Source organism: Chelativorans composti (assembly GCF_039541695.1).
Taxonomy (GTDB): domain Bacteria; phylum Pseudomonadota; class Alphaproteobacteria; order Rhizobiales; family Rhizobiaceae; genus Chelativorans; species Chelativorans composti.
In genome coordinates this window covers 1-19696 of record NZ_BAABGS010000009.1, presented here as the reverse complement: position 1 = coordinate 19696, position 19696 = coordinate 1, and the positions used below count along the sequence as shown (strand labels likewise).

At 63.6% G+C, this 19696-nt stretch carries 16 protein-coding genes and 2 pseudogenes; 3 read left to right on the top strand and 15 right to left on the bottom strand.

Annotated features, from left to right (window positions below; genetic code table 11):
* Positions 1 to 131: 131 nt before the first annotated feature.
* The 6 genes from ABD906_RS01125 to ABD906_RS01100 are packed head-to-tail and all read right to left on the bottom strand — an operon-like array spanning position 132 to position 7509.
* Positions 132 to 2018 (bottom strand): CocE/NonD family hydrolase, encoded by a 1887-nt coding sequence (locus ABD906_RS01125; protein WP_345097746.1) that lies wholly within the window; start codon positions 2016 to 2018, stop codon positions 132 to 134.
* Positions 2015 to 3601, bottom strand: a complete 1587-nt coding sequence (locus ABD906_RS01120) for an ABC transporter substrate-binding protein (protein ID WP_345097745.1) — start codon at positions 3599 to 3601, stop codon at positions 2015 to 2017. The genes ABD906_RS01125 and ABD906_RS01120 overlap by 4 nt, the downstream gene beginning before the upstream one ends.
* Entirely contained in the window at positions 3598 to 4644 is a 1047-nt protein-coding gene (locus ABD906_RS01115; protein WP_345097744.1) for an ABC transporter ATP-binding protein, read from the bottom strand. The genes ABD906_RS01120 and ABD906_RS01115 overlap by 4 nt, the downstream gene beginning before the upstream one ends.
* Positions 4641 to 5645 (bottom strand): ABC transporter ATP-binding protein, encoded by a 1005-nt coding sequence (locus ABD906_RS01110; RefSeq protein WP_345097742.1) that lies wholly within the window; start codon positions 5643 to 5645, stop codon positions 4641 to 4643. The genes ABD906_RS01115 and ABD906_RS01110 overlap by 4 nt, the downstream gene beginning before the upstream one ends.
* Complete coding sequence (locus tag ABD906_RS01105) at positions 5642 to 6541, bottom strand: ABC transporter permease (protein WP_345097741.1); 900 nt, start codon at positions 6539 to 6541, stop codon at positions 5642 to 5644. Before ABD906_RS01105 ends, ABD906_RS01110 begins: the two co-directional genes overlap by 4 nt.
* On the bottom strand, positions 6538 to 7509 hold the full coding sequence (locus tag ABD906_RS01100) for an ABC transporter permease (RefSeq protein WP_345097740.1): 972 nt from the start codon (positions 7507 to 7509) through the stop codon (positions 6538 to 6540). The genes ABD906_RS01105 and ABD906_RS01100 overlap by 4 nt, the downstream gene beginning before the upstream one ends.
* Before the next feature lie 129 nt (positions 7510 to 7638).
* On the opposite strand from ABD906_RS01100, the gene ABD906_RS01095 reads away from it, so the two are divergent.
* Entirely contained in the window at positions 7639 to 8568 is a 930-nt protein-coding gene (locus ABD906_RS01095; RefSeq protein ID WP_345097739.1) for a LysR substrate-binding domain-containing protein, read from the top strand.
* A gap of 64 nt (positions 8569 to 8632) precedes the next feature.
* On the opposite strand, the gene ABD906_RS01090 is transcribed toward ABD906_RS01095, so the two are convergent.
* The 8 genes from ABD906_RS01090 to ABD906_RS01055 form a co-directional block, all read right to left on the bottom strand.
* The gene (locus ABD906_RS01090) at positions 8633 to 9043 is read right to left on the bottom strand and encodes a DUF3830 family protein (RefSeq protein ID WP_345097738.1); all 411 of its coding nucleotides are present in this window, start codon (positions 9041 to 9043) and stop codon (positions 8633 to 8635) included.
* A gap of 68 nt (positions 9044 to 9111) precedes the next feature.
* Positions 9112 to 10512 carry a dihydropyrimidinase gene (gene hydA, locus ABD906_RS01085; protein ID WP_345097737.1) on the bottom strand — a complete coding sequence of 467 codons (1401 nt, stop codon included), beginning with the start codon at positions 10510 to 10512 and terminating at the stop codon, positions 9112 to 9114.
* Positions 10513 to 10520: 8 nt separating this feature from the next.
* The gene (locus tag ABD906_RS01080) at positions 10521 to 11249 is read right to left on the bottom strand and encodes an amino acid ABC transporter ATP-binding protein (protein WP_345097736.1); all 729 of its coding nucleotides are present in this window, start codon (positions 11247 to 11249) and stop codon (positions 10521 to 10523) included.
* Complete coding sequence (locus ABD906_RS01075; protein WP_345097735.1) at positions 11249 to 14146, bottom strand: FAD-dependent oxidoreductase; 2898 nt, start codon at positions 14144 to 14146, stop codon at positions 11249 to 11251. The genes ABD906_RS01080 and ABD906_RS01075 overlap by 1 nt, the downstream gene beginning before the upstream one ends.
* A 15-nt stretch (positions 14147 to 14161) precedes the next feature.
* Positions 14162 to 15052: a dihydrodipicolinate synthase family protein gene (locus tag ABD906_RS01070; RefSeq protein WP_345097734.1), complete on the bottom strand. Its 891-nt coding sequence runs from the start codon at positions 15050 to 15052 to the stop codon at positions 14162 to 14164.
* Between the two features lie 25 nt (positions 15053 to 15077).
* Positions 15078 to 15767, bottom strand: a complete 690-nt coding sequence (locus tag ABD906_RS01065) for an amino acid ABC transporter permease (protein ID WP_345097733.1) — start codon at positions 15765 to 15767, stop codon at positions 15078 to 15080.
* 77 nt (positions 15768 to 15844) lie between these two features.
* The gene (locus ABD906_RS01060; protein WP_345097732.1) at positions 15845 to 16669 is read right to left on the bottom strand and encodes an ABC transporter substrate-binding protein; all 825 of its coding nucleotides are present in this window, start codon (positions 16667 to 16669) and stop codon (positions 15845 to 15847) included.
* A gap of 153 nt (positions 16670 to 16822) precedes the next feature.
* Positions 16823 to 17464, bottom strand: a complete 642-nt coding sequence (locus tag ABD906_RS01055) for a GntR family transcriptional regulator (protein ID WP_345097731.1) — start codon at positions 17462 to 17464, stop codon at positions 16823 to 16825.
* 116 nt (positions 17465 to 17580) lie between these two features.
* On the opposite strand from ABD906_RS01055, the gene ABD906_RS01050 reads away from it, so the two are divergent.
* Positions 17581 to 18261, top strand: a complete 681-nt coding sequence (locus tag ABD906_RS01050) for a GntR family transcriptional regulator (RefSeq protein ID WP_345097730.1) — start codon at positions 17581 to 17583, stop codon at positions 18259 to 18261.
* A gap of 341 nt (positions 18262 to 18602) precedes the next feature.
* On the opposite strand, the pseudogene ABD906_RS01045 reads toward ABD906_RS01050, so the two are convergent.
* Positions 18603 to 18944 (bottom strand): annotated as a pseudogene (locus ABD906_RS01045) (CDP-glycerol glycerophosphotransferase family protein); the annotation flags it as partial.
* A gap of 20 nt (positions 18945 to 18964) precedes the next feature.
* Here ABD906_RS01045 and ABD906_RS01040 point away from each other — a divergent pair.
* Positions 18965 to 19696, top strand: a pseudogene (locus ABD906_RS01040) (IS3 family transposase); the annotation flags it as partial.

Here is a 19696-nt window from a genome sequence, read left to right as displayed (position 1 = left end):
CATGGCATGGATCAAGCCAGGTGGAATTATGAGGGTCCGGACCCCAAAACCACGGTGCCGCATGACAGACAGAGGCCCGCGATCGGCTCGCGGGCCTCTATTTGCGCAGTGTGGCAAGCCTCAGTGCTCGGTCACTTCCTGCCGATTGAGCTGCACACCCGCAACTTCAGAACCGACGGGCGATTGCGCTCCATGAACACTGTATTGGTGGCAATCCGCTTGCGTCGGCTCGTGCCTTCCGGCTCGCCGGTATTCGGATTCACATCGTATTTCGGGAAATTGGAAGAGGAGATGTCCAGCCGGATGCGATGCCCCTTCTTGAACAGGTTCGCCGTTGCGAAGGGAGCAATGGTGATCTTGAAGACCTCTCCCGGCTGCACCGGTTCCGGCCGGTCAAAGCCGTTGCGGTAGCGCACGCGGAAAATACCGTCCGTGATGTTGAGCGCATAACCGCGCGGATAGTCCTCAGAGGGGGGATACACGTCGACCAGCTTGGCGGTGAAATCCGTGTCCGGCGCGTCGGTGGTCACCCAAAGCTCCACCTCCACCGGTCCGATAACGGCAAGATCCTCTTCGAGCGGCTCCGTCTCGAAACTCAGCACGTCATGCCTCGCGGTCAGCGGAAGTCCGGGGTTCCTGCATCCGAAGAACTGTTCCGATTCCACCTGATTGAAACCGCCGCCGGTGAAGATCGGCTCGCCGGAGGTCAGCGCGCCGCCGATGGTCGGGACAGGGTTGGAGGGGTCGAAATCGTAACTGATCGAAGCGCTCTCCTCATCCGGCACCCTTTCCTTCAGGGCCATGTCGGCATGCAGGAAAAGGTTGAACTCCCGCGATTCCGGCAGGGGCCAGTCGCTGCTTTCGATCCAGCGGCCGCCATGGTCGAGATGTCCTTCTTCAGTCTTGCGGCCGCTACCCGTTCCCATCAGGAAGATGTGGACGCGGCCGGCGAGGTCATGGGCCACGTCACCCTTCAGGTAACGGGCGAACCACTTCTCGCGGTAGGCCAGCCAATCCTCGTCGATCTGGCCGTCGAAGGTCGCTTCGGGACCGAAATCCACGTCGCCGAAGACCCGGCACGACCTGTTGCCGTGCGTCCAGGGCCCCATGATGAGCGTCAGCGGACGGTCCGGGTCGCCTTTCAGGCCCATGTAGTTCTCGAGCGTCGTCGTGACATAGGCATCGAACCAGCTCGACATGAAGACGATCGGAACCTTCGGGAATGTCTTGTAGTATCCGGCTGCGTAGATGCCGACCTTCTTCCAGAAGTCGTTGAAGGTGCCCTGCTGCCACTGCTCCAGCAAGTAATCCTCGTACTCCGGATTCCAGCGGATCGGCGAGCGTCCCTTCGTCCACGGCATCCGGGTGAACCAGTCGTGGAGATTTTCAGCCGCGATGGCTGCAGCGGTGCGCTCGTCCGTCCCTTCCTGCGCGTGATTGTAGGCCCAGGTCGCCTGCTTCAGCTCGAAGGCGCCGCCCTGGCGGATTCCACAGGTGTAGGCGTTGGAGAAGCCGCCGGAATCCACAGCCATTGCGGCCAGGCCCGGCGGGTTGAGGCAGGCCAGCGCCATCTGGGTGTGCGCGCCATAGGAAAGGCCCTGCGTGCCGATCATGCCATTGGTCCAGGGCTGGGAGACCAGCCACTGCATCGTGTCGTACCCGTCCTCGCCTTCCGACAGGTATTTCACGAACGTTCCTTCGCTGTCGTAGCGGCCGCGGCAGTCCTGCCACACGACGATGAAACCGCGGCGGACGTAGTGGATGGCAAGCTCCTCGCGCGTCTTTGGCGCCGGGTTCTTCACTGAGCGTTCCGTCCGTGAGGTGCCGCGCTTGTTGTAGGGCGTGCGCTCCAGAATGACCGGCAGGGGCGTGTCCACCGGCCGTCCGTCTACCGCTAGGCGGTAGACGTCCGTCGCCAGATGAACGCCGTCCCGCATCACAACCATGACGTTGCGATGCACGACGACATCATCAGCCACCGGCTCAGGTGGCGTCAGCTCGTTGGGAACAAAGCTCATTTGGCAATCCGTACATCCTGGGCGACGGTGCGCTCGGACAGGTTCGGCGTGAAGTCGATACCGTCACGTGCCGCCCAGTAGATCTTCTGGAAGTAGAGCGGCACGATCGCCTGGTCTTCCATTGCGATACGGGTTGCGATCTGCAGCTTTTCCATGCGCTTTTCCTGATCGAACTCTCCGATCGCGCTCTGCAGCGCGGCGTCGAATTCAGGGTTGGAATAGCGCATGCGGTTGAAACCGCCGGTGCCCGCCTCCTTGTCATAGGTCTGCAGAAGCGCGCGCAGGTTGGCTTCCGCATTCGGCGTGGACGAACCAAGCGAGAAGACGAAGGCGCCGTATTCACCCTTGGTCGCGGCGGACGAATAGACGTTGTAAGGCTGCGTCTGCACGCCGTTGACCTTCAGGCCGCCGCGGGCCAGCAGCTGGCCGATGGCCTGCGTGATATCGCCGTCACCGGGGAAGCGGTCGTTGGACGAGTAGATCGTGATGCCGAAGCCATCCGGGAACCCGGCTTCCGCCAGCAGGGCCTTCGCCCCGGCGGGATCCGCCGAACCGGGCTGCAGATCCGGGACATAGCCTCCGAGCACCGACGGCACGATCTGCACCGACGGCACGCCGGCGCCATTGAGCACCCGGTCAACGAGCATCTGCCGGTCGATCATCTTGGAGATCGCCTTGCGGACACGCGCGTCGCGGAACGGATTGGGTTCGATCGGATTGCCGGCGGCATCCACGACGCCCGGCGCAATGTTGTCGCGCATGCTGAGCGCGAGATAGACAAGGCGGCCGGATTCAACGGGGAAGACCTTGATGTTCGAGGTACCCTCAAGCCGCGGCACATCCGAGGGCGAGACGGCGTCGATGATGTCGACCGAGCCCGAGAGAAGAGCTGCCGTGCGGGCGGCGTCATTCGGGATGAAGCGGATTTCGACGTTCTCGAAGTCAGGCTTCTCGCCCCAGTAGCCCTCATACGCCGCAAGCTTCAGGTACTCGGCCGGGCGCCATTCGACGAACTTGTACGGCCCGGTGCCGATGGCGGCCTTGCCGGAGTTGAAGTCCTCCAGCGTGGCATTTTCGGTCGCTTTCTTCGAGACCATGAAGACGCGGCCAATCTGTTCCATCAGGGCCGGGTTCGGGGCCTTGGTGATGACGCGGAACTTGTAGTCATCGATCTTCTCCAGTCGGTCGATCGAGCTCACCATGTCGGAGAACGGAGCCGGGCTGTTCGGCACCTCGTCGGTGCGGTCCAGCGAATAGATGACATCATCGACCGTAAAGGGCGAACCATCGTGGAAGGTCACGTCCTTCCGGATGGAGATTTCCCAGGTCAGCGGATCGATGTTGGTCCATTCGGTCGCCAGATGCGGGTGCATCTGCAGGTTCTCGTCCGTCCGCAGCAGCGTCTCGAACATGTTGTCGGCAGTCATCTGGTTGTTGCCGGTGCGCGAGAACTGCGGATCGATCGCCGAAGGCTCGTTGGCGCGCCCGATCACCACGTCGGCAGCCAGCGCCGTAAGCGCCGACAAAGACAGCAGAGCCGCGGCAAGCGCCGCTGCATTGCCCCATCTTTTCAGAGATTTCATGATGCGTTCTCCCTTCCCTTTTCGTTGAGATCAAAATCGGGCCGCCGCTCGAGATCGTTGAGGTGGCAGGCACTCTTGCGGCCATCGGCGAGCGTGCGAAGTGCAGGACGCTCCATGCGGCAGCGGTCCATCGCAAACGGACAGCGCGGGTGGAAATGGCATCCCGACGGCGGATTGATGGGTGACGGAATTTCGCCCTTGATGGTCTGGAATGTCCTGTGCCGGCGGTCGATACGAGGGATTTCGGCCAGCAGAGCCGCAGTGTAGGGATGATTGGGGCTGTCGAAGATTTGCGCGGCCGTGCCTTCCTCGACGATCCGCCCGAGATACATGATCACCACGCGGTCAGCGATGTGGTTGACCACGCTCAGGTCATGGCTGATGAACAGGTAGGTCAGGTTCAGCTGTTCGCGCAGGTCCATGAACAGATTGAGGATCTGCGCCTGGATGGAAATGTCGAGGGCGGCGATGCTCTCGTCGCAGACGAGGAACTCCGGCTTGACCGCCAGCGCCCGAGCGATACCAATGCGCTGGCGCTGTCCGCCCGAGAACTGATGCGGATAGCGGCCCGCCATGGAAGGGTCGAGCCCGACCGTCACAAGAAGGTCCTCGACATAGGCGCGCTTCTCGCTGCGCGCGATCAGCCCGTGGGCAAGCGGCGCCTCGCCGATGATGTCGATCACCCGCTTACGCGGATTGAGCGAGGACATCGGGTCCTGGAAGATGATCTGCGTGTTGAGCCTTGCGCGCCTGGCAGCCTGTCCGGCAAGCGTGCGGCGCTCCACGCCCTCGATGTAGACCTCGCCCTCTGTGGGCGGCAGCATGCCGGCGATGATGCGGCCGAGGGTCGATTTCCCGCAGCCCGACTCGCCTACTAGGCCCACCACCTCGCCGCGGCGAACCTGCAGGTCCACACCGTCCAGCGCGTGAACCACCGGTGGCTGCGCGGCCGCGCCGAGCCGGATCGCAATCCTCTCCGCAAAGTCCGGCCGCGAGGAGAAGCGCTTGGAGACGTTCCTAACTTCCGCGAACACATCCGTCATGGCAGCGTCTCCAGTTGCGCGTCGGCCAGCGGGTGGAAGCAACGCCACCGGTGGGCGCGACTGCCGGCCGTTTCCGGCGGCTCCTTGAGGCACATGTCGGTGGCATAGTCGCAGCGCGTACGAAAGGCGCAGCCTTCCGGGCGGTTGAGCGGATGGGGTGCGGCTCCGCGGATCTGTTGGAGCCGCGCACCGCGCCGATTTGCCGCCGGGGCTGAGCCGATGAGGCCGGCGGTGTAGGGATGGCGCGGCGAGTCGAGCACTTCGTCGACCGTGCCCTGTTCCACGATCCGCCCGGCGTACATGACGGCCACGCGGTCAGCGAGACCGGCCACCACGCCCAGGTCGTGGCTGATCCAGATAAGGCCCATCCCGAATTCGCGGCAGAGCTTCTGCACTTCCGACAGGATCTGGCTCTGGATCGTGACGTCCAGGGCCGTTGTCGGCTCGTCCGCGATGATCAGGTCCGGCTTGTGCAGGAGCGCGATGGCGATTGCCACGCGCTGGCGCATGCCGCCGGAAAATTCGTGCGGATAGCTTTCGATGCGGGTTTCCGGCTGCGATATGCCAACCATGCGGAGCGCTTCGATGGACCGCGCCAGCGCCTCTTCCCGGCCGACATTGTCGTGCGCCAGCACCGTCTCGATCATGTGCGTCTTAATCGAGAGCACGGGGTTGAGCGTCATCATCGGATCCTGGAAGATCATGGCGATGCGATTGCCGCGCAGGCTGCGGAGACGTTCCTCGCTCGCGTTCAAGAGCTCCTCGCCCCTGAAGAGGATGGAGCCGCCCACGTTGCGCCCCGGCGGATCCACCAAACCCAGGATCGAGAACCCGGTGATGGACTTGCCCGAGCCGGACTCGCCGACGAGGCCGAGGATTTCGCCCCGCTTCAGCGTGAGGCTGACGCCATCGACGGATTTCACCACCCCCTGCGGGGTGAAGAAGTGGGTCTGCAGGTCGCGGACCTCGAGGATCGTTTCTGCGGTTTTCAGTTCCATCATGCCGCAAGCCTCGGGTTGAAGACTTCACGCAGTCGGTCGCCAACGATGTTGATCGAAAAGACCAGGGTGAGGAGCAGCAGTCCGGGGAAGACGCTTATCCAGTAGAGCCCGGCGAGCAGGACCTGATAGCCATTGGAGATCAGCAGGCCGAGGGACGGCTCCGTAATGGGCAGGCCAATGCCGAGGAAGCTGAGCGTGGCCTCCGTCGCGATCGCATTCGCGATCTGGATGGTGCCGATCACCATCAGCGGCGGCAGGCAGTTCGGCAGCAGATGGGAGAACAGGATCCGCCCCCAGCCCAGGCCGAGGCAGCGCGCCGCCTCCACGTAGTCCTTGTTGACCTCCACCAGCGCCGCGCCGCGGGCCGCCCGCGCGAAATAGGCCCACTGCACCAGCACCAGCGCCAGGATCACCTTCCACGTGCCCTGCCCCAAGATGGCGAGGATCAGGAGAGCGATCAGGATTGTCGGAAAGCCCAGCATCAGGTCGACAATGCGCATGATCAGCGCGTCGAGCCTGCCGCGGGCATAGGCCGCCAGCAAGCCAAGGGCAGATCCCACCGCCAGCGCCAGAAATCCCGCAAGGAGGCCCACGCCGAGGCTGGTCCGCAAACCATAGAGCATGGCCGAGAGCATATCGCGGCCCTGCGTGTCGGTACCGAGCCAGTAGGTCATGCCGCTCATGCTTTTCGACAGCGGGGGCAGCCGCGCATCGAAAAAGTCGATCTGCATCAGGTCGTATGGATTCTGCGGCGCGAGCCACGGGGCGAAGATGGCCGCGAACACGAGGATGAGGCAGACGACGAACGCGATGGTCGCCTTGGTGCTGGCAAAGATGCCGTTCAGCGCCGTCGACAGCATGCCGTTCCCGAGCAGGCGTAAGGTCAGCGCGCTCATTGGGCCTTGCTCCTGATGCGCGGGTCGAGAATGGAGTAGAGAATGTCGACGATCAGGTTGATCGTGATGAACATGGTTACGACGACGAGGATGTAGGCAACGACGATGGGCCTATCGAGAACCCGGATGCTGTCGATGATCAGCTTGCCAACGCCGGGCCAGGAAAAGATCGTTTCCGTCACCACCGCGAAGGCAATCAGCGAGCCGAACTCGACGCCGATCACCGTGATGATCGGTATCAGGATGTTCTTCAGCACATGGACCAGCACGATGCGCCTGGAGGACAGCCCGCGCGCCCGCGCAAACTTGATGAAGTCGAGCGGCATCGTCTCCTGGACACCAGCGCGCGTGAGCCGGATCACCAGCGCAATCTTGGCCAGCGACAGGTTGACGGCGGGGAGGATCAGATGCCGGATGCCGTCCCAGGTCGCGAAGCTTGTCTCAACGCCGAAGATCGTGCCCGTCTGGCCGCGACCGGTGGACGGCAGCCAGCCCAGATAGACCGAGAAGATCATGATCAGCATCATGCCCTGCCAGAAATTGGGCAGGCTGAAGCCGAGGATCGATCCGGTCATGATCGTCTCGTCGACGGTGGTGCCGCGGCGCAGCCCCGACCAGAGCCCCAGCGGAATGCCAATGATGATTGACAGGAAAAGCGCGCTGAAGGCCAGTTCCAGCGTCGCGGGCAGACGCTGCAGAATGATGCTGATCGACGGCTGGTTGTAGACGAAGGACGTACCCAGATCCCCGTGGAGGGCATTCCACAGAAACAGGCCGTATTGCACGATGAGCGGCTTGTCGAGGCCGAGCGAACGGGTCACCTGCTCGCGCTCGGCCATGGTCGCATCTGCCGGCAGGAGGATCTCCAGGGGATCGCCGATGGCATAAACGCCAGCGAACACTATCACCGACGTCACGAACAGTACGGCCAGCGCCTGCAAGAGACGGCGGATCACAAATGCAGTCAATCGGGCCTCCTCACCAAGCGTCAGTCCTCCGGCGCTTGAAGAGAAGCAAATCACGCGCGGGATATGCTTGCAATATTATGAGTTAAGTGCGAATTTTTATGCGTTTTGCGCATAAATCCGGGGAGGCGGATGAAACTCAAGAACCTGGAAGCCTATCGCGCCGTCATGAGCACGGGCTCCACACAGGCGGCGGCCGCACTCCTGGGGATATCACAGTCGGCGATCAGCCGGCGCATCAGCCAGCTTGAGGAGGAATTGGGGCTGGAGCTTTTCTACAGGGACGGCGTGCGTCTCGTGCCCTCCCGCGCCAACAAGATGGCCGAACCGCTGGTGGCCGACGTGCTGGAGCGGCTGCACACGTTGCGGGAAGCCGCGCAACACATCCGCCTCGGTCAGCACGCGAGCGCCATGCTACGGATCGCCGTACCACCGGGAATCTCGCGGCGCATCATGCCGGCGATCATCGCCGATTTCCTGAAGGAATGCCCGGACATACGCCTCGAGGTTCTGCACGGAACCTATGACGTCATCCAGCGCATGCTGGAGGAGAAACAGGCGGAGATCGCCTTTCTCCGCTTGCCCTACGCATCAACCATCCTGACGCGTTCGGATGTCATCGAGACGAAATCGGTCTGTGTCATGCAGCGCGGACACAGGCTTTCGGAACTCAGCGTCATACGACCGTCCGATCTCAAAGGCGAGCCTCTCGTGCTGCTCGGTTGGCGCCGCGCTCCCCGGCACGACCTCGATCTGGTGTTCTCTGCCCACGGGATTGCGCCGACAATCCGCATCGAGGCGCATTCCGTGGCCTCGGCTTGCGGCTTCTCCGCCCAGGGAATCGGCATCTCGATCGTCAATGCGCTGCTGGTCCAGGACTGCACGGATCTCGAGATCGACATCCGGCCGTTCGAGCCGGCGGTTCCACACCAGTTTGCCTTCGTCTACACGGACCAGCCGCGCCTGCCGCCGATCGGGCTGGAGTTCATCCGGCACGCGACCGCGGCACTGAAGAAGCTGAGCGCCACGGCCCTACCCCGGAGGAACGGACATTCCTTCTGAAGGCTGGCGAGACTGTCCTGAAGGCCTTCGGCGTCCGTCTACGGCAGGCTCTTGCCTTCTGCGGTCAGGCCAGCTCGAACCGGATGTCGTGCGCGCCTTCCCAGAGCACCTTGCGGCCGAGCTCCGGCAGCTTGTCAAGGTTCGAGGTAAGCGTGATGAAGTGGTTGCCGGCAAGCTGGCCTACCTTCGACGAAAAGTCCACGCCACCATAGGCAAGCAGGATTTCCGTCTCGCTGATGCCACCCGGGTAGAGGATGACCTGGCCCGGTGCCGGGTGGCTGGTCGCGTTCTCGTAGCCAACGCCAAAGCTGTAATCACCGAGCGGAATCCAGACGCCCTCACCCGACCAGCGCACATGCACGATCTTGCCCTCGAAGGGCATGCGCTCGAGGAAGGCCTTGCAGGTCTGCGGAGCCTTTTCCGTTTCCAGCACCGCGTCAAAGACGAAGGGACCAGCAGTCACTTTGATTTTCATGAGTTTTCCCGATCTGACTGCAGCCGCTCCGGGAACCGGTGTCCCGCCCGGAACGGCCCTGAACAAGACTAAAGGGTGCGCGTGCGCGCCGTTTGGTATTGGCCGTCGCCCTTGCGACCGACGAGCTCTCCGTTCCGGATCATGACGCGTCCGCGCAGGATCACTGTCGTCGGCCAGCCGGTCACTTCGACACCCTCGTAGGGCGTGTAGTCCGCGCCGTCGTGCAGATCCGCATGGCGGATGGTTTTCTTGACCGACGGATCCCAGATGGCAATGTCCGCATCGGAGCCGATCGCGATCGTGCCCTTCTCAGGGTAGAGCCCATAGGTCCTGGCATGGTTGGTCGCCGTCAGCGCGACGAAGCGCGGCAGGTCGATGCGGCCCTTCATGACGCCTTCGGAGAACAGGATAGGCATACGCGTCTCAACGCCGGGAATGCCGTTGGGGATATGGCGGAAACTCTCGAGCGCCTTCGGCGCCCGCTTGCCGTGCTCGTCGTCATACCTGAAGGGGCAGTGGTCGGAGGAGAACAGGTCGAACACGCCCGTTTCGATGCCGCGCCAGCAATCCTCCTGCGCCGCCTTGTCCCGGGGCGGCGGCGAGCAGACGAACTTCGCGCCCTCCCAATCCATGCCATCCAGGTCCTCGGCGGTGAGCATCAGGTACTGCGGGCAGGTCTCGCTGTAGACCTTCAGGCCACGCGCGCGGGCCCGCGAAATTTCATCCATGGCCTGGCCGTTCGAGACATGCACGATGACGATTGGCACCTCGGCGATCTCGGCCAGCGTGAGCGCCCGGTGCGTGGCCTCGCGTTCGGCGGCGATGGGCCTCGTCGTGGCGTGGGCGCGTGGTGCCACGTCTCCGGCCGCCTCGTGCTTTTCCACGAGATAGCGGATGGCATCCTCATTCTCGCAGTGGATCATCACGGTCGAGCCGGTCTGGCGAGCGACGTCCAGCGTCTTCAGGATCTCCGCGTCGTTGAGGCGGAGATTTTCGTAGGTCATGAAGACCTTGAACGAAGCGTAGCCTTCCTCCGCAAGAGCGGCCAGTTCCTGACCGAGCAGCGTCGGGCTCGCGTCCGAAACGATCAGGTGGAAGCTCACGTCCGTATAGCAGCTGCCTTCGGCCAGCTCGTGATAGGCGTTCAGCGCCTCGCGCAGCGGACGGCCCTTCTCCTGGAGGCAGAAAGGCATGATCGTGGTGTTGCCGCCGAAAAGTGCGGAAAGCGTGCCGCTCTCGAAGTCATCTGCCATCGAGATGCCCTCGCCGGACGGCTGCGAAATGTGGACATGGCTGTCGATGCCGCCGGGCAGCACATACTTGCCGGTGGCGTCGATGACTTCGGTAGCGCCCTCCAGGGCCGCGCCAATCTGGACGATCTTTCCGTCCCTGATGCCGATGTCGGCCTTGAAGACATCGGATGCGGTCGCGATGGTTCCGCCCCTGATGATGAGATCGAACGTGCTCATGGACAGCCTCAATGGTGCAGGATCTTGCCGAGGAACGCCTCGGTGCGGGGATTGTGGCGGGAGGTGAAGAACTCTTCGGTCGGACGGTCTTCGATGATTTCACCCCGGTCTATGAAGACCATCCGCGTCGCAACCTTGCGCGCGAAACCCATCTCGTGGGTGACAATCATCATTGTCATACCCTCGGCGGCAAGGCTGGTCATGACGTCCAGCACTTCCGAAATCATTTCGGGATCGAGCGCCGACGTGGGCTCGTCGAACAGCATCGCCTTGGGGTTCATGGCGAGCGCCCGGGCGATCGCAACGCGCTGCTGCTGGCCGCCCGAGAGCTGGCTCGGAAACTTGTGGGCATGGTCGGCGAGGCCGACGCGATCGAGCAGTGTCATAGCGGTCTTGCGTGCTGCGCTTTCGCTGCGCCCGAGCACGATGCGCTGGGCGAGCATGACGTTCTCGACGATGCGCAGGTGCGGGAACAGCTCGAAGTTCTGGAAGACCATGCCGACCAGTGTACGCAGCTCCGGCAGGTTGGTGCGCGGATCGTTCACCTCGATGCCGTCGACCTTGATCGAGCCTTCGCTGATCGGCTCAAGCGCATTGACGCACTTGATGAGCGTGGACTTGCCCGAACCCGAAGGCCCGCAGATGACCACCACCTCGCCCTTGTCGACGCGCGTGGTGCAGTTCTTGAGGACAGGGAAGCTGCCGTAATATTTGCTGACGCCGGTGATCTCGATCATCATCGCTCTCCGTGGAAACGGCGGATTGAATAGGGCGACAGGTCCCGGCCGGGATCGCGCCCCAGTACGAGTTGCGCAGTGAGCTGGCCCACGATCGGCCCGAGCGTGAAGCCATTGGACGTGACGGCGTTGAAAAAGCCCGGCATCGCCGGGTGCTCGCCGAGGATCGGCGCGCCATCGATGTTGATGTTCATCGCTGCCCAGGTCCGGATGACATGCAGCTTGCGCAGGCCGGGCACGACATGCTGCGCCACCCAGAGGTTGCCCTCGATGCTCGACAGCAACGGGCGCGGATGGCTGTGCACGGGATCGAGTCCGGCGGTCCAGCCGCCGCCGATGAGAAAATTGCCGTTGGCCGCCTGCTTCAGCGTCAGGTGCCGGTCGGCATGGGCTACGAGATGGGAGATGGCGGGCGCGGCAGCCTCTGTAACCACCATCTGCAGCGGAGCGCCGAAGACAGGCACCTCAAGACCAAGCATCCGGCCGATCCGCGAAGCGAAAGCACCAGCCGCGTTGACCACCCTGCCCGCGCGGATCAGCCCGCGGGAAGTCATGATCCTGTAGCCCGAGCCGTCCCGTTCGATGGCGAGAACCTCCGTCCGGTCGAATACACGTGCGCCGGTGGCAACGGCCGCGTCCAGCACGTGGCGGGTGGCGACCAGGGGATTGATCTTGCCTTCGAGCGGGCAGTAGGCCGCGCCGATCATGCGGGGCGACAGGAGCGGCTCGAGGCGCTCAAGCTCCGTCTTTCCGATGACGTGGCATTCAATGCCCATCTGCCGTTCGACGCGGGTCTTTCCCTCCAGGAAACGGAGATGGTCCTCAGTCTCGGCGACCATCAGACCGCCGGTAATCTTCATCTCGAAATCGCGACCCAGCTCCTTCTCGAGCTGTTGCCAGAGCAGAATGGAGTCCCTTTGCAGTGGCAGCGTCCGCGCGGCGGGCGCGCCTCCTGCCTCGGCACGCGCACCGTGATCGAATGACAGCAGCTGCGCATGGAGACTGCCCGCATTGCCACCGGAGGCGAGGCCGCCCGGATAGGCGCGTTCGAGAACCACGACGTCCTCGCCCGCGCGGGCAAGGAACAGGGCGGTGGACAGGCCCGCAATGCCTGCGCCGATGATGACGGTTGAAACCTCTCCGACAGGCAGCGGGTCGGGATGCGGCAGCGGCGGACGCTCCGGCAACAGGGCCCGCTTGTGGCCGCCCCATTCGGGCTTCTCCAAGGCCAGCGCGGCGAGAGGAACCGGACGCAACGGCATTTGCGGCGCAAGCAGGCCGTTGGTTTCGCTGACCGGGCGCCCGGCAAGCCGGGTCAATATGCGGCTGCAATAGCGGCTCTGGCAACGGCCCATGCCGGCGCGGGTGAGACGCTTCAGCGTCGAAATGTCGGGAGGGCTCGTCTCCGCCGTCCCCTTCAGCGTGCCCGCAAGAACACTCTCGCAGCGGCAGGCTATGGCTGTGTCTTCGACGGAAGCTTCCGGCGCTACTGGCGCGAAGAGCTTCCAAAGCGCCGCCTGAAAGGCGGTTGCTCGCTCGAGCTTGCGCAGAGCCGTCTTGTCAGGCTCCGCCTTCAGGCCAAGCTTCCGGGCCGCGGCGAGCCCTGCAAGCCGGCCAGCCGCCATGGCGATGTGAGCCCCGCCGAACCGGGCAGCTTCGCCGACAATATGGACATTCGGCAGCGAACTTTCGCCGTCCGGCCCGCAGACGGCCTGCAAGGTCCCGTCCTCCCGCACGCTATGGGCACAGCCCAGCAAGCGCGAGAGTTCATTGGAGGAGGTGAAATCGCCACCGAGGAGCACCGTATCGGCTTCCAGGACTTCCGCGCCGTGCGGCCCGGAGAGCGTGACGGAAGCGACGCGTCCGTCGCCCTGGATGGAGGTCACGTTGGACCGCCATGCGAACTGCACGCCGGCCTGGCTCAGGCGGAGAATTTCCTTCATGCCCTTGACGGCAAGGGCGGGGTCATGGCGCAGTAGCGCGGCAGCCTCGGCCGGACGGGCCCATGGAGCGGCAGCACGCTCGACGAGCCGCACCACCGTGCCGCCAGCCTTCACGATTTCGGCGGCAACCTGAATGTTGAGAGGGCCGTTGCCTGCGATGACGACGCGCCGTCCCGGCAACGTGCCATAGCTGCGCAGCAGCGTCTGGGCGGCGCCGGTGGTCATCACGCCCGGAAGCGTCCAGCCGGGAACGGGCGCGGGCCGCTCGAATGCACCCGTGCCGATGACGAGCATCTTCGGATGGCAGTAGAAAGCGCCCTCCGGGCCAAGGCAGGCGATGACCGGAATTCCATCGTCGTCAAGCGCCGCGCCCCAGACCGTAACATCCCCCAGAATGGTGACGCCGAGCCTCTGTGCCTCGGCTATGAGCCTTGCCCCGTCGCCTGCCTGGCGGTCTCCGGCGAGCCCCTCGCGGGCAGCATCGGTGTTCGGCTGCTTGTAGAACTGCCCGCCGGCGGTGTGGCGCTCGTCCACGATGGTGACCGATGCGCCGGCCGCCGCGGCGGCAATGGCGGCGGAAAGACCGGCTGGACCGGAGCCCACCACCAGCAGGTCCATGTAACGTCGCTCGATCTCCTCCGGGACGGGCCGGAGATCGGCGAGCGCCGGCGAGGCTATGTCCGGCTTTGGCTGCTGGCGCTCGATGCGCATGCCATCGGCCACCACGGTCATGCAGGCCCGCTGACTCGTGCGCCCGTCCACCGTCACGAGGCAGTCATGACACACGCCCATGCCGCAGAACACGCCGCGCTTCCTTCCGGCGGCGTCCGTGGAAAAGTCGGGCCGGCCGTGACGCGTCAGCGCCGCCGCAACCGAGAGGCCAGCTTCCACGGTGTATGGTACGCCATCCACGTGGATGGTTGCCTGGGCGCTCTGTTGCGTCGGAGCCAGCATCGTTCGTTCCCCGGTTCAGCGTGGGAAGCGGAGGTTGAACCGCTCCACAAGGGCCTTCATCTCGGCATCCTTTTCGGGTGGAAGCGGCAGGCGGGGCGGCAGCGGCTTGCCCGCCGCAAAGCCCATGTGATTGAGCAGCGACTTGGTGCCCGCCACATAGGCCTGACCGCCCACGGCATTGATGATCGGCAGCCACTCAAGGTACAGGGCACGGGCCTCGTCGTACTTCTTTTCGTCGGCGGCGAGCTCGAAGATGCGGGCCATCGGCCCCGGCGCGACGTTGGAAGCCACCGCAACCCATCCCTGCGCGCCCATGACGAAGGACTCGAAACCCATGATGCCGCCGAAGGGCGTCATGTTTTCGCCCGCCAGGCGGATGATATCGCGGATGCGGAACACCTCGAGCGTCGATTCCTTGACGTAGTCGCAACCCTCGATCTCCGCGATGCGGGCGAGCAGCTCCGGCTTCATGTCGACGTTGGACGTCGCCGGGTTGTTGTAGACCATGATCGGGACGGAAATCGCCGCGGCAATGGTTTTGTAGTGCTCAACCAGCTCGTCATCGGTGGGCGTCGAGTAGAACGGCGGAATGATCATGACGCCGTCGGCGCCGAACGCTTCCGCCTTCCGGCTGAGGCGGACGGCCTCCCGGGTGTCTTCCGCGCCTGTTCCGATCAGCACCGGAACGCGGCCCGCGGCCGCCTCGATGACCGTGCGGGCGACGCTGTCCCATTCCTCATCGGAGAGCGAGAGAAATTCACCGGTCGAGCCGAGCGGAATCAGCCCATGGACCCCCTGCTCGATCTGCCAATTGGTGAGATCGGCCAGCGCGGAGAGGTTGGGGCGGCCATTCTCATCGACCGGGGTAATCATCACGGTGTAGACACCGCGGAACTTCTTAGACATGCACTTTTCCCTTGTCTGGAAACCGTCACCGCTTCTGCGGCGAGGCAACGGCCGTGGACTGGCCGAACTTCCGCTCGATCCGCCGCTGAACGAAATCCCAGGCGGTGGTGAGCAGCAGGTAGTAGATGGCGGCCACGGCGAAGAGCTCGAGCACCATGAACTTCTCCTGGATCAGCACCTGCGTGCGGCGGAGCAGCTCTTCCATGGAGATGACCGACGTGACCGAGGTCGTCTTGAGCAGGCCGTTCACCGAGTTGCCGAGCGGCGGAATGATGATCTTGAAGGCCTGCGGAGCCACGATATGACGCATGATCTGATGCTCGGTCATGCCGAGGGCGCGGGCGGCGCGCGACTGGCCTTCGGGTACCGCCTCGATGCCCGCGCGGATGATCTCGGCGAGATAGGCCGCCTCGTTCAGCGCCAGGCCAAGAAGCGCGGCCTCGACCACCGAGAAGCGGATGCCGAGCTGCGGCAAAGCCGTGTAGATGACAATCAGCTGCACCAGGAGCGGCGTGCCCCGGAAAAGCCAGACGTAGAACCAGGCGATCCCGCGCAGCGGTACAAGCTTTGAGCGCCGCATGAGCGCGATGACGAAGCCGAGGATCAGGCCAGCGACCAGCGACACGGCGGTCAGCCAGATCGTGGTGAAGACGCCGCCGAGGATGAACGGGTTGAAGAGATAGTCAAAGAAGCCGGACCAGCTCCAGATCGACATGGGTCAGCCTTTCAATCCGGGGGTGTAGGCGGCGCCGGCCACGCGGCGCCGCAGTCAGGGGCGTGCGCCTGCCGGGATCAGCGGCCCGGACCCTTCACCGAATAGTCCGTTTCCGGCATCGGAACGCCGTAGCTGTCGAACAGGGCAGCGAGTGAACCGTCCGCCTTCATCTCCTTGAGAACTTCCGATACGGCGTCGGCAAGCGCAGGGCTCTTCATCGCGAAGGCAACCGGGGCCGGATAGAGGCCGCTTACCGCACGGCGGAAGTCACCGCGGGCGTCGTATTCCTTGGCGACGGCATCGATCGACACCACACCGTCGACCTGGCCGGCGCGCAGGGCCTGATAGGCGAGCGCGAAATTGTCGAAGGTCTGGATGACGAGACCTTCCTTGCCGGCAGCCTTGAGTTCCTCGTCGAGCAGGCGGGTCTTGGTTTCCTCGAAGCCCCCGATCTCCACGCCGATGCGCAGGCCGGCGAGATCCTCCTTGGTCTTCACGGCCTCATTGCCGGAAGCCACGGAGACGCTGATTGCCTGATCCTCGTAGGGGATCATCTGCATCATGCCCGCGCGCTCTTCGGTGAAGAAGATGCCGGTGTTGATCATGTCCCAGCGGCCGGCGCTGAGACCGGGGATCATCGCAGAGAACTCGATGTGGACGTATTCGGGCGTCAGGCAAAGCCGCTTGGCGATCTCCGTGCCGAGCTCGACGCGCATACCCTTCAGCTCGCCCGCCGAGTCGACATACTGCAGCGGAGGCAGCGTCGGGTTCGTGGACATGACGAGCACGCCGGGCTTGATCAGCTCGGAATCGGCAACCTTCGGCGTGCAGTCCCCGGCAAGAACGGCAACGGTGGATGCGAGCAGGACTGCGGCGGCGGAAGAAACCTTGCGAAGCAACATGAAACCCTCTGGACTGGTTGTTTTCGGCGAACGCTTGTCTCGTTCGCATAATTTTGGTATACCATTCCTATACACTCGGCGACGATGCGTTGCAAGCGCTTTTCGCTGACCTCGCGAAACAGGTGAAAAATCGGAAGAGCCGGCGTGAAGCTGCTAGTATGTCGTCAGAACGTTCCTGCGGACCTGGTCCAGATGAATCGTCATCGCTTCGCGCGCCGCCTGCGGATCACGGGCGGCGAGGGCCCTCAGGATCGCCTGATGGTCTTCGAGGCCCGGCTTGCGCTGGGCAAGCTTGCGCTGGCGCTCGAAGATCGTCGTATAACGGCGCATCCGGACGATTGTCTCCGCCATGAAGGGATTGCCGCTTGCCGCGCCAATGCTATCGTGGAGCACGTCATCGAAGGCCCAGACAACGGCCGGCTCGGGGTCAGGGTCGGCATCCAGAGCTTCGAGCATTTCCGCGAGCCGCTTGACTTCGGCGGCGTCGATCGCCTCCGCCGCCAGCGCCGCAGCCGTCGGCTCGAGAAGCATTCGCACCGAGATTGCGTTCAGGTAATCCGTGAGGGCGATGATGCGGACCGTCAGCACCCCCTTGTCGTTGCGAATCAGGAGCCCCTGGCCCTCCAGGCGCCCGAGCGCATCGCGCATCGGCGACCGCGAGACACCGAGGCGTTCGGCCAGACGCCTTTCTTGGACCACGGTGCCGCCGGCAAGCCTGGCCGCAAGAATTTCCTCGAGAAGCGCGTCGTAGGTCTCGTCGGCGAGGCTCTTGTTGGCGGCGGCACTTTCAACCATAGCTTTGTGTTCCTCTCACAATTCCCCCGCGTTGCTATGAACGATGGAGTGACCCGTGAAAAGTCCCCCGGACAGGAACGCAGCCGCAGGAGGAACGGAAGAAGGGAGACATGGGCGTGAGCATTTCTGAAACCAGAGCCGACAGCGGCAAGCCTTTGCGACACGGCGACAAGCTCGCCGCTCAGGCCTATCGGGCGGTGTCCGACATGATCCGGCGGCGGCGGCTTGCCGCGGGGCACGTCATTGTCGAGGCCCGTCTGGCCGAGCTTCTGGGCGTGTCGCGCACGCCACTCCGCGAAGCGCTCCAGCGCCTGGAGGGCGAAGGCCTCGTCCGCAAGGGTGACGGACGGAACTACGTCGTGCGCCATGTCGACATCGGCGAATACATCCAGAGCCTGAAGCTGCGCCTGCTGATCGAGCCGCACGCGGCGGTGCAGTCCATGCCCTTCATCCCGGCGCGCAAGCTCATCGAGGTGCGCCGCGAGACGGAAGAGCTGATGAACGCGACCAGCTACCATATCGACGTTCACTGGGACGCGGATGACCATCTGCACAACCTGATCATCGACTATTGCGATAATCAGGTGATGGCGGAAGTGCTCCGCAACCTTCGCGCGACCACCCGCCTGTTCGAGATAGACCAGCTGCAAGACAGGCTGAAGCCCGACGCCAAGGAGCATCTGGAAATCATCGACGCTCTGGAGCGCGCTGATGCCGACGCCTGCTTCAAGGCCGTCGCCAACCATATCGAAAGTTTGATTGCCTTCGCCCGGCTGCATATCGGCATTGCCGAGTGATCCGGGCCTTGTCAGTTGCCCGGATACCCCCTCCAAACCGCGACCGGCACCCGCGCTGCGTCAGGACCAGCAACAGGCGCCGGCGCTGGGCCACTGAGGAACTCATGCTCGCCGCTCCTGACCGATCGCCGCGACAACGTCTTGCGTCCCACGGAGATCAAGGCTCGACGGGAGCGTCCAGCTCCAATTCTGGGGGGCCGCTCCGCGTTGCGCGAGGTGTCATCCGGGCTGCTTGGCAGAGAGGCCACCTGCTCTGACATGGCTCGCGGCCGCCAGCCGGATCGGGCCGCCTTCGGGTAGCCAGATGCAAAGGAGCGCGGTGCTTCGCGACATGACCTCACCTACTCTGCGGCCAGCCGCTGCCCAGGTGAAGACGTCAGCTCGCTTCTCGAGCTTTCCGGCAAAATTTCGAGGATCGCGTTATAGACCCGCTCGCAGCACCGGCCGTCCCGGAACGCGAAGAACGACTCCCGCCGCTGCGCATAGACCGGATCCTCCTGACCCTCCAGCACCTTCTGGATGGCGTCCAGGACCTGGTCCCCGGTTTCGACGACCGGCCCGAAGCCGTGCTCGCGATAATCGAAGTAGCCACGCGTGTAGACGTGATCTCCGGCGAAAAACTCGTCACGGTCAAACTGGAAATACACTATCGGGCGATAAATGTATGCGCATTCGAAGGCAACGGAGGAATAGTCGGNAAGCCACGATCTACGTGTGGCGTAAGAAGTTCGGCAGCATGGAAACGGACGAGGTCAAACGCCTGAAGGCGCTGGAGGCCGAAAACGCCAGGCTGCGTAAGTTGCTGGTCGACCGGGAGCTGGAAATCGATGTGATGAAGGAGATCAACTCAAAAAAATGGTAGGCGCACAGGCTCGTCTGGCGCAGGCGAGGTACGCCATCTCTCGTGGCGTCTCCCAGCGTCGGGCCTGTGCGCTGATGGATGTTTCCCGTTCCGGTTTGTATTACACGCTGAAGATGCCTACGAAGGATGCCCCGGTGATTGAGGTTATGCAACGCCTATCAGGTCAGTACCCACGCTTTGGTTCTCGTCGTATCCGTGTCTTCCTGGGCCGCGAAGGCATTCAGGTTGGCCAGGAGCGCTGTTCACGTCTATGGCGGGAAGCAGGGCTCCAAGTGCCTGCGAAACGTAAGCGGCGCCGTGTGGCGAGCTCGCTGCCTCGACCATGCCTGCCGACTGGCCGGAATAGCGTCTGGAGCTACGACTTTGTGTACGACGCCTGCGCCAACGGTCAGACACTTAAATGTTTGACGGTGGTGGACGAATACACGCGGGAATGCTTGGCGATTGACGTTGCCGGCAGCATCCGTGCCCAGCGGGTAATCGAGGTGCTCAGCCGCTTGGTCAGCCTGCGTGGCGCACCAAAATACCTTCGAAGTGATAACGGCCCCGAGTTCGTTAGTACACAGCTGCTGC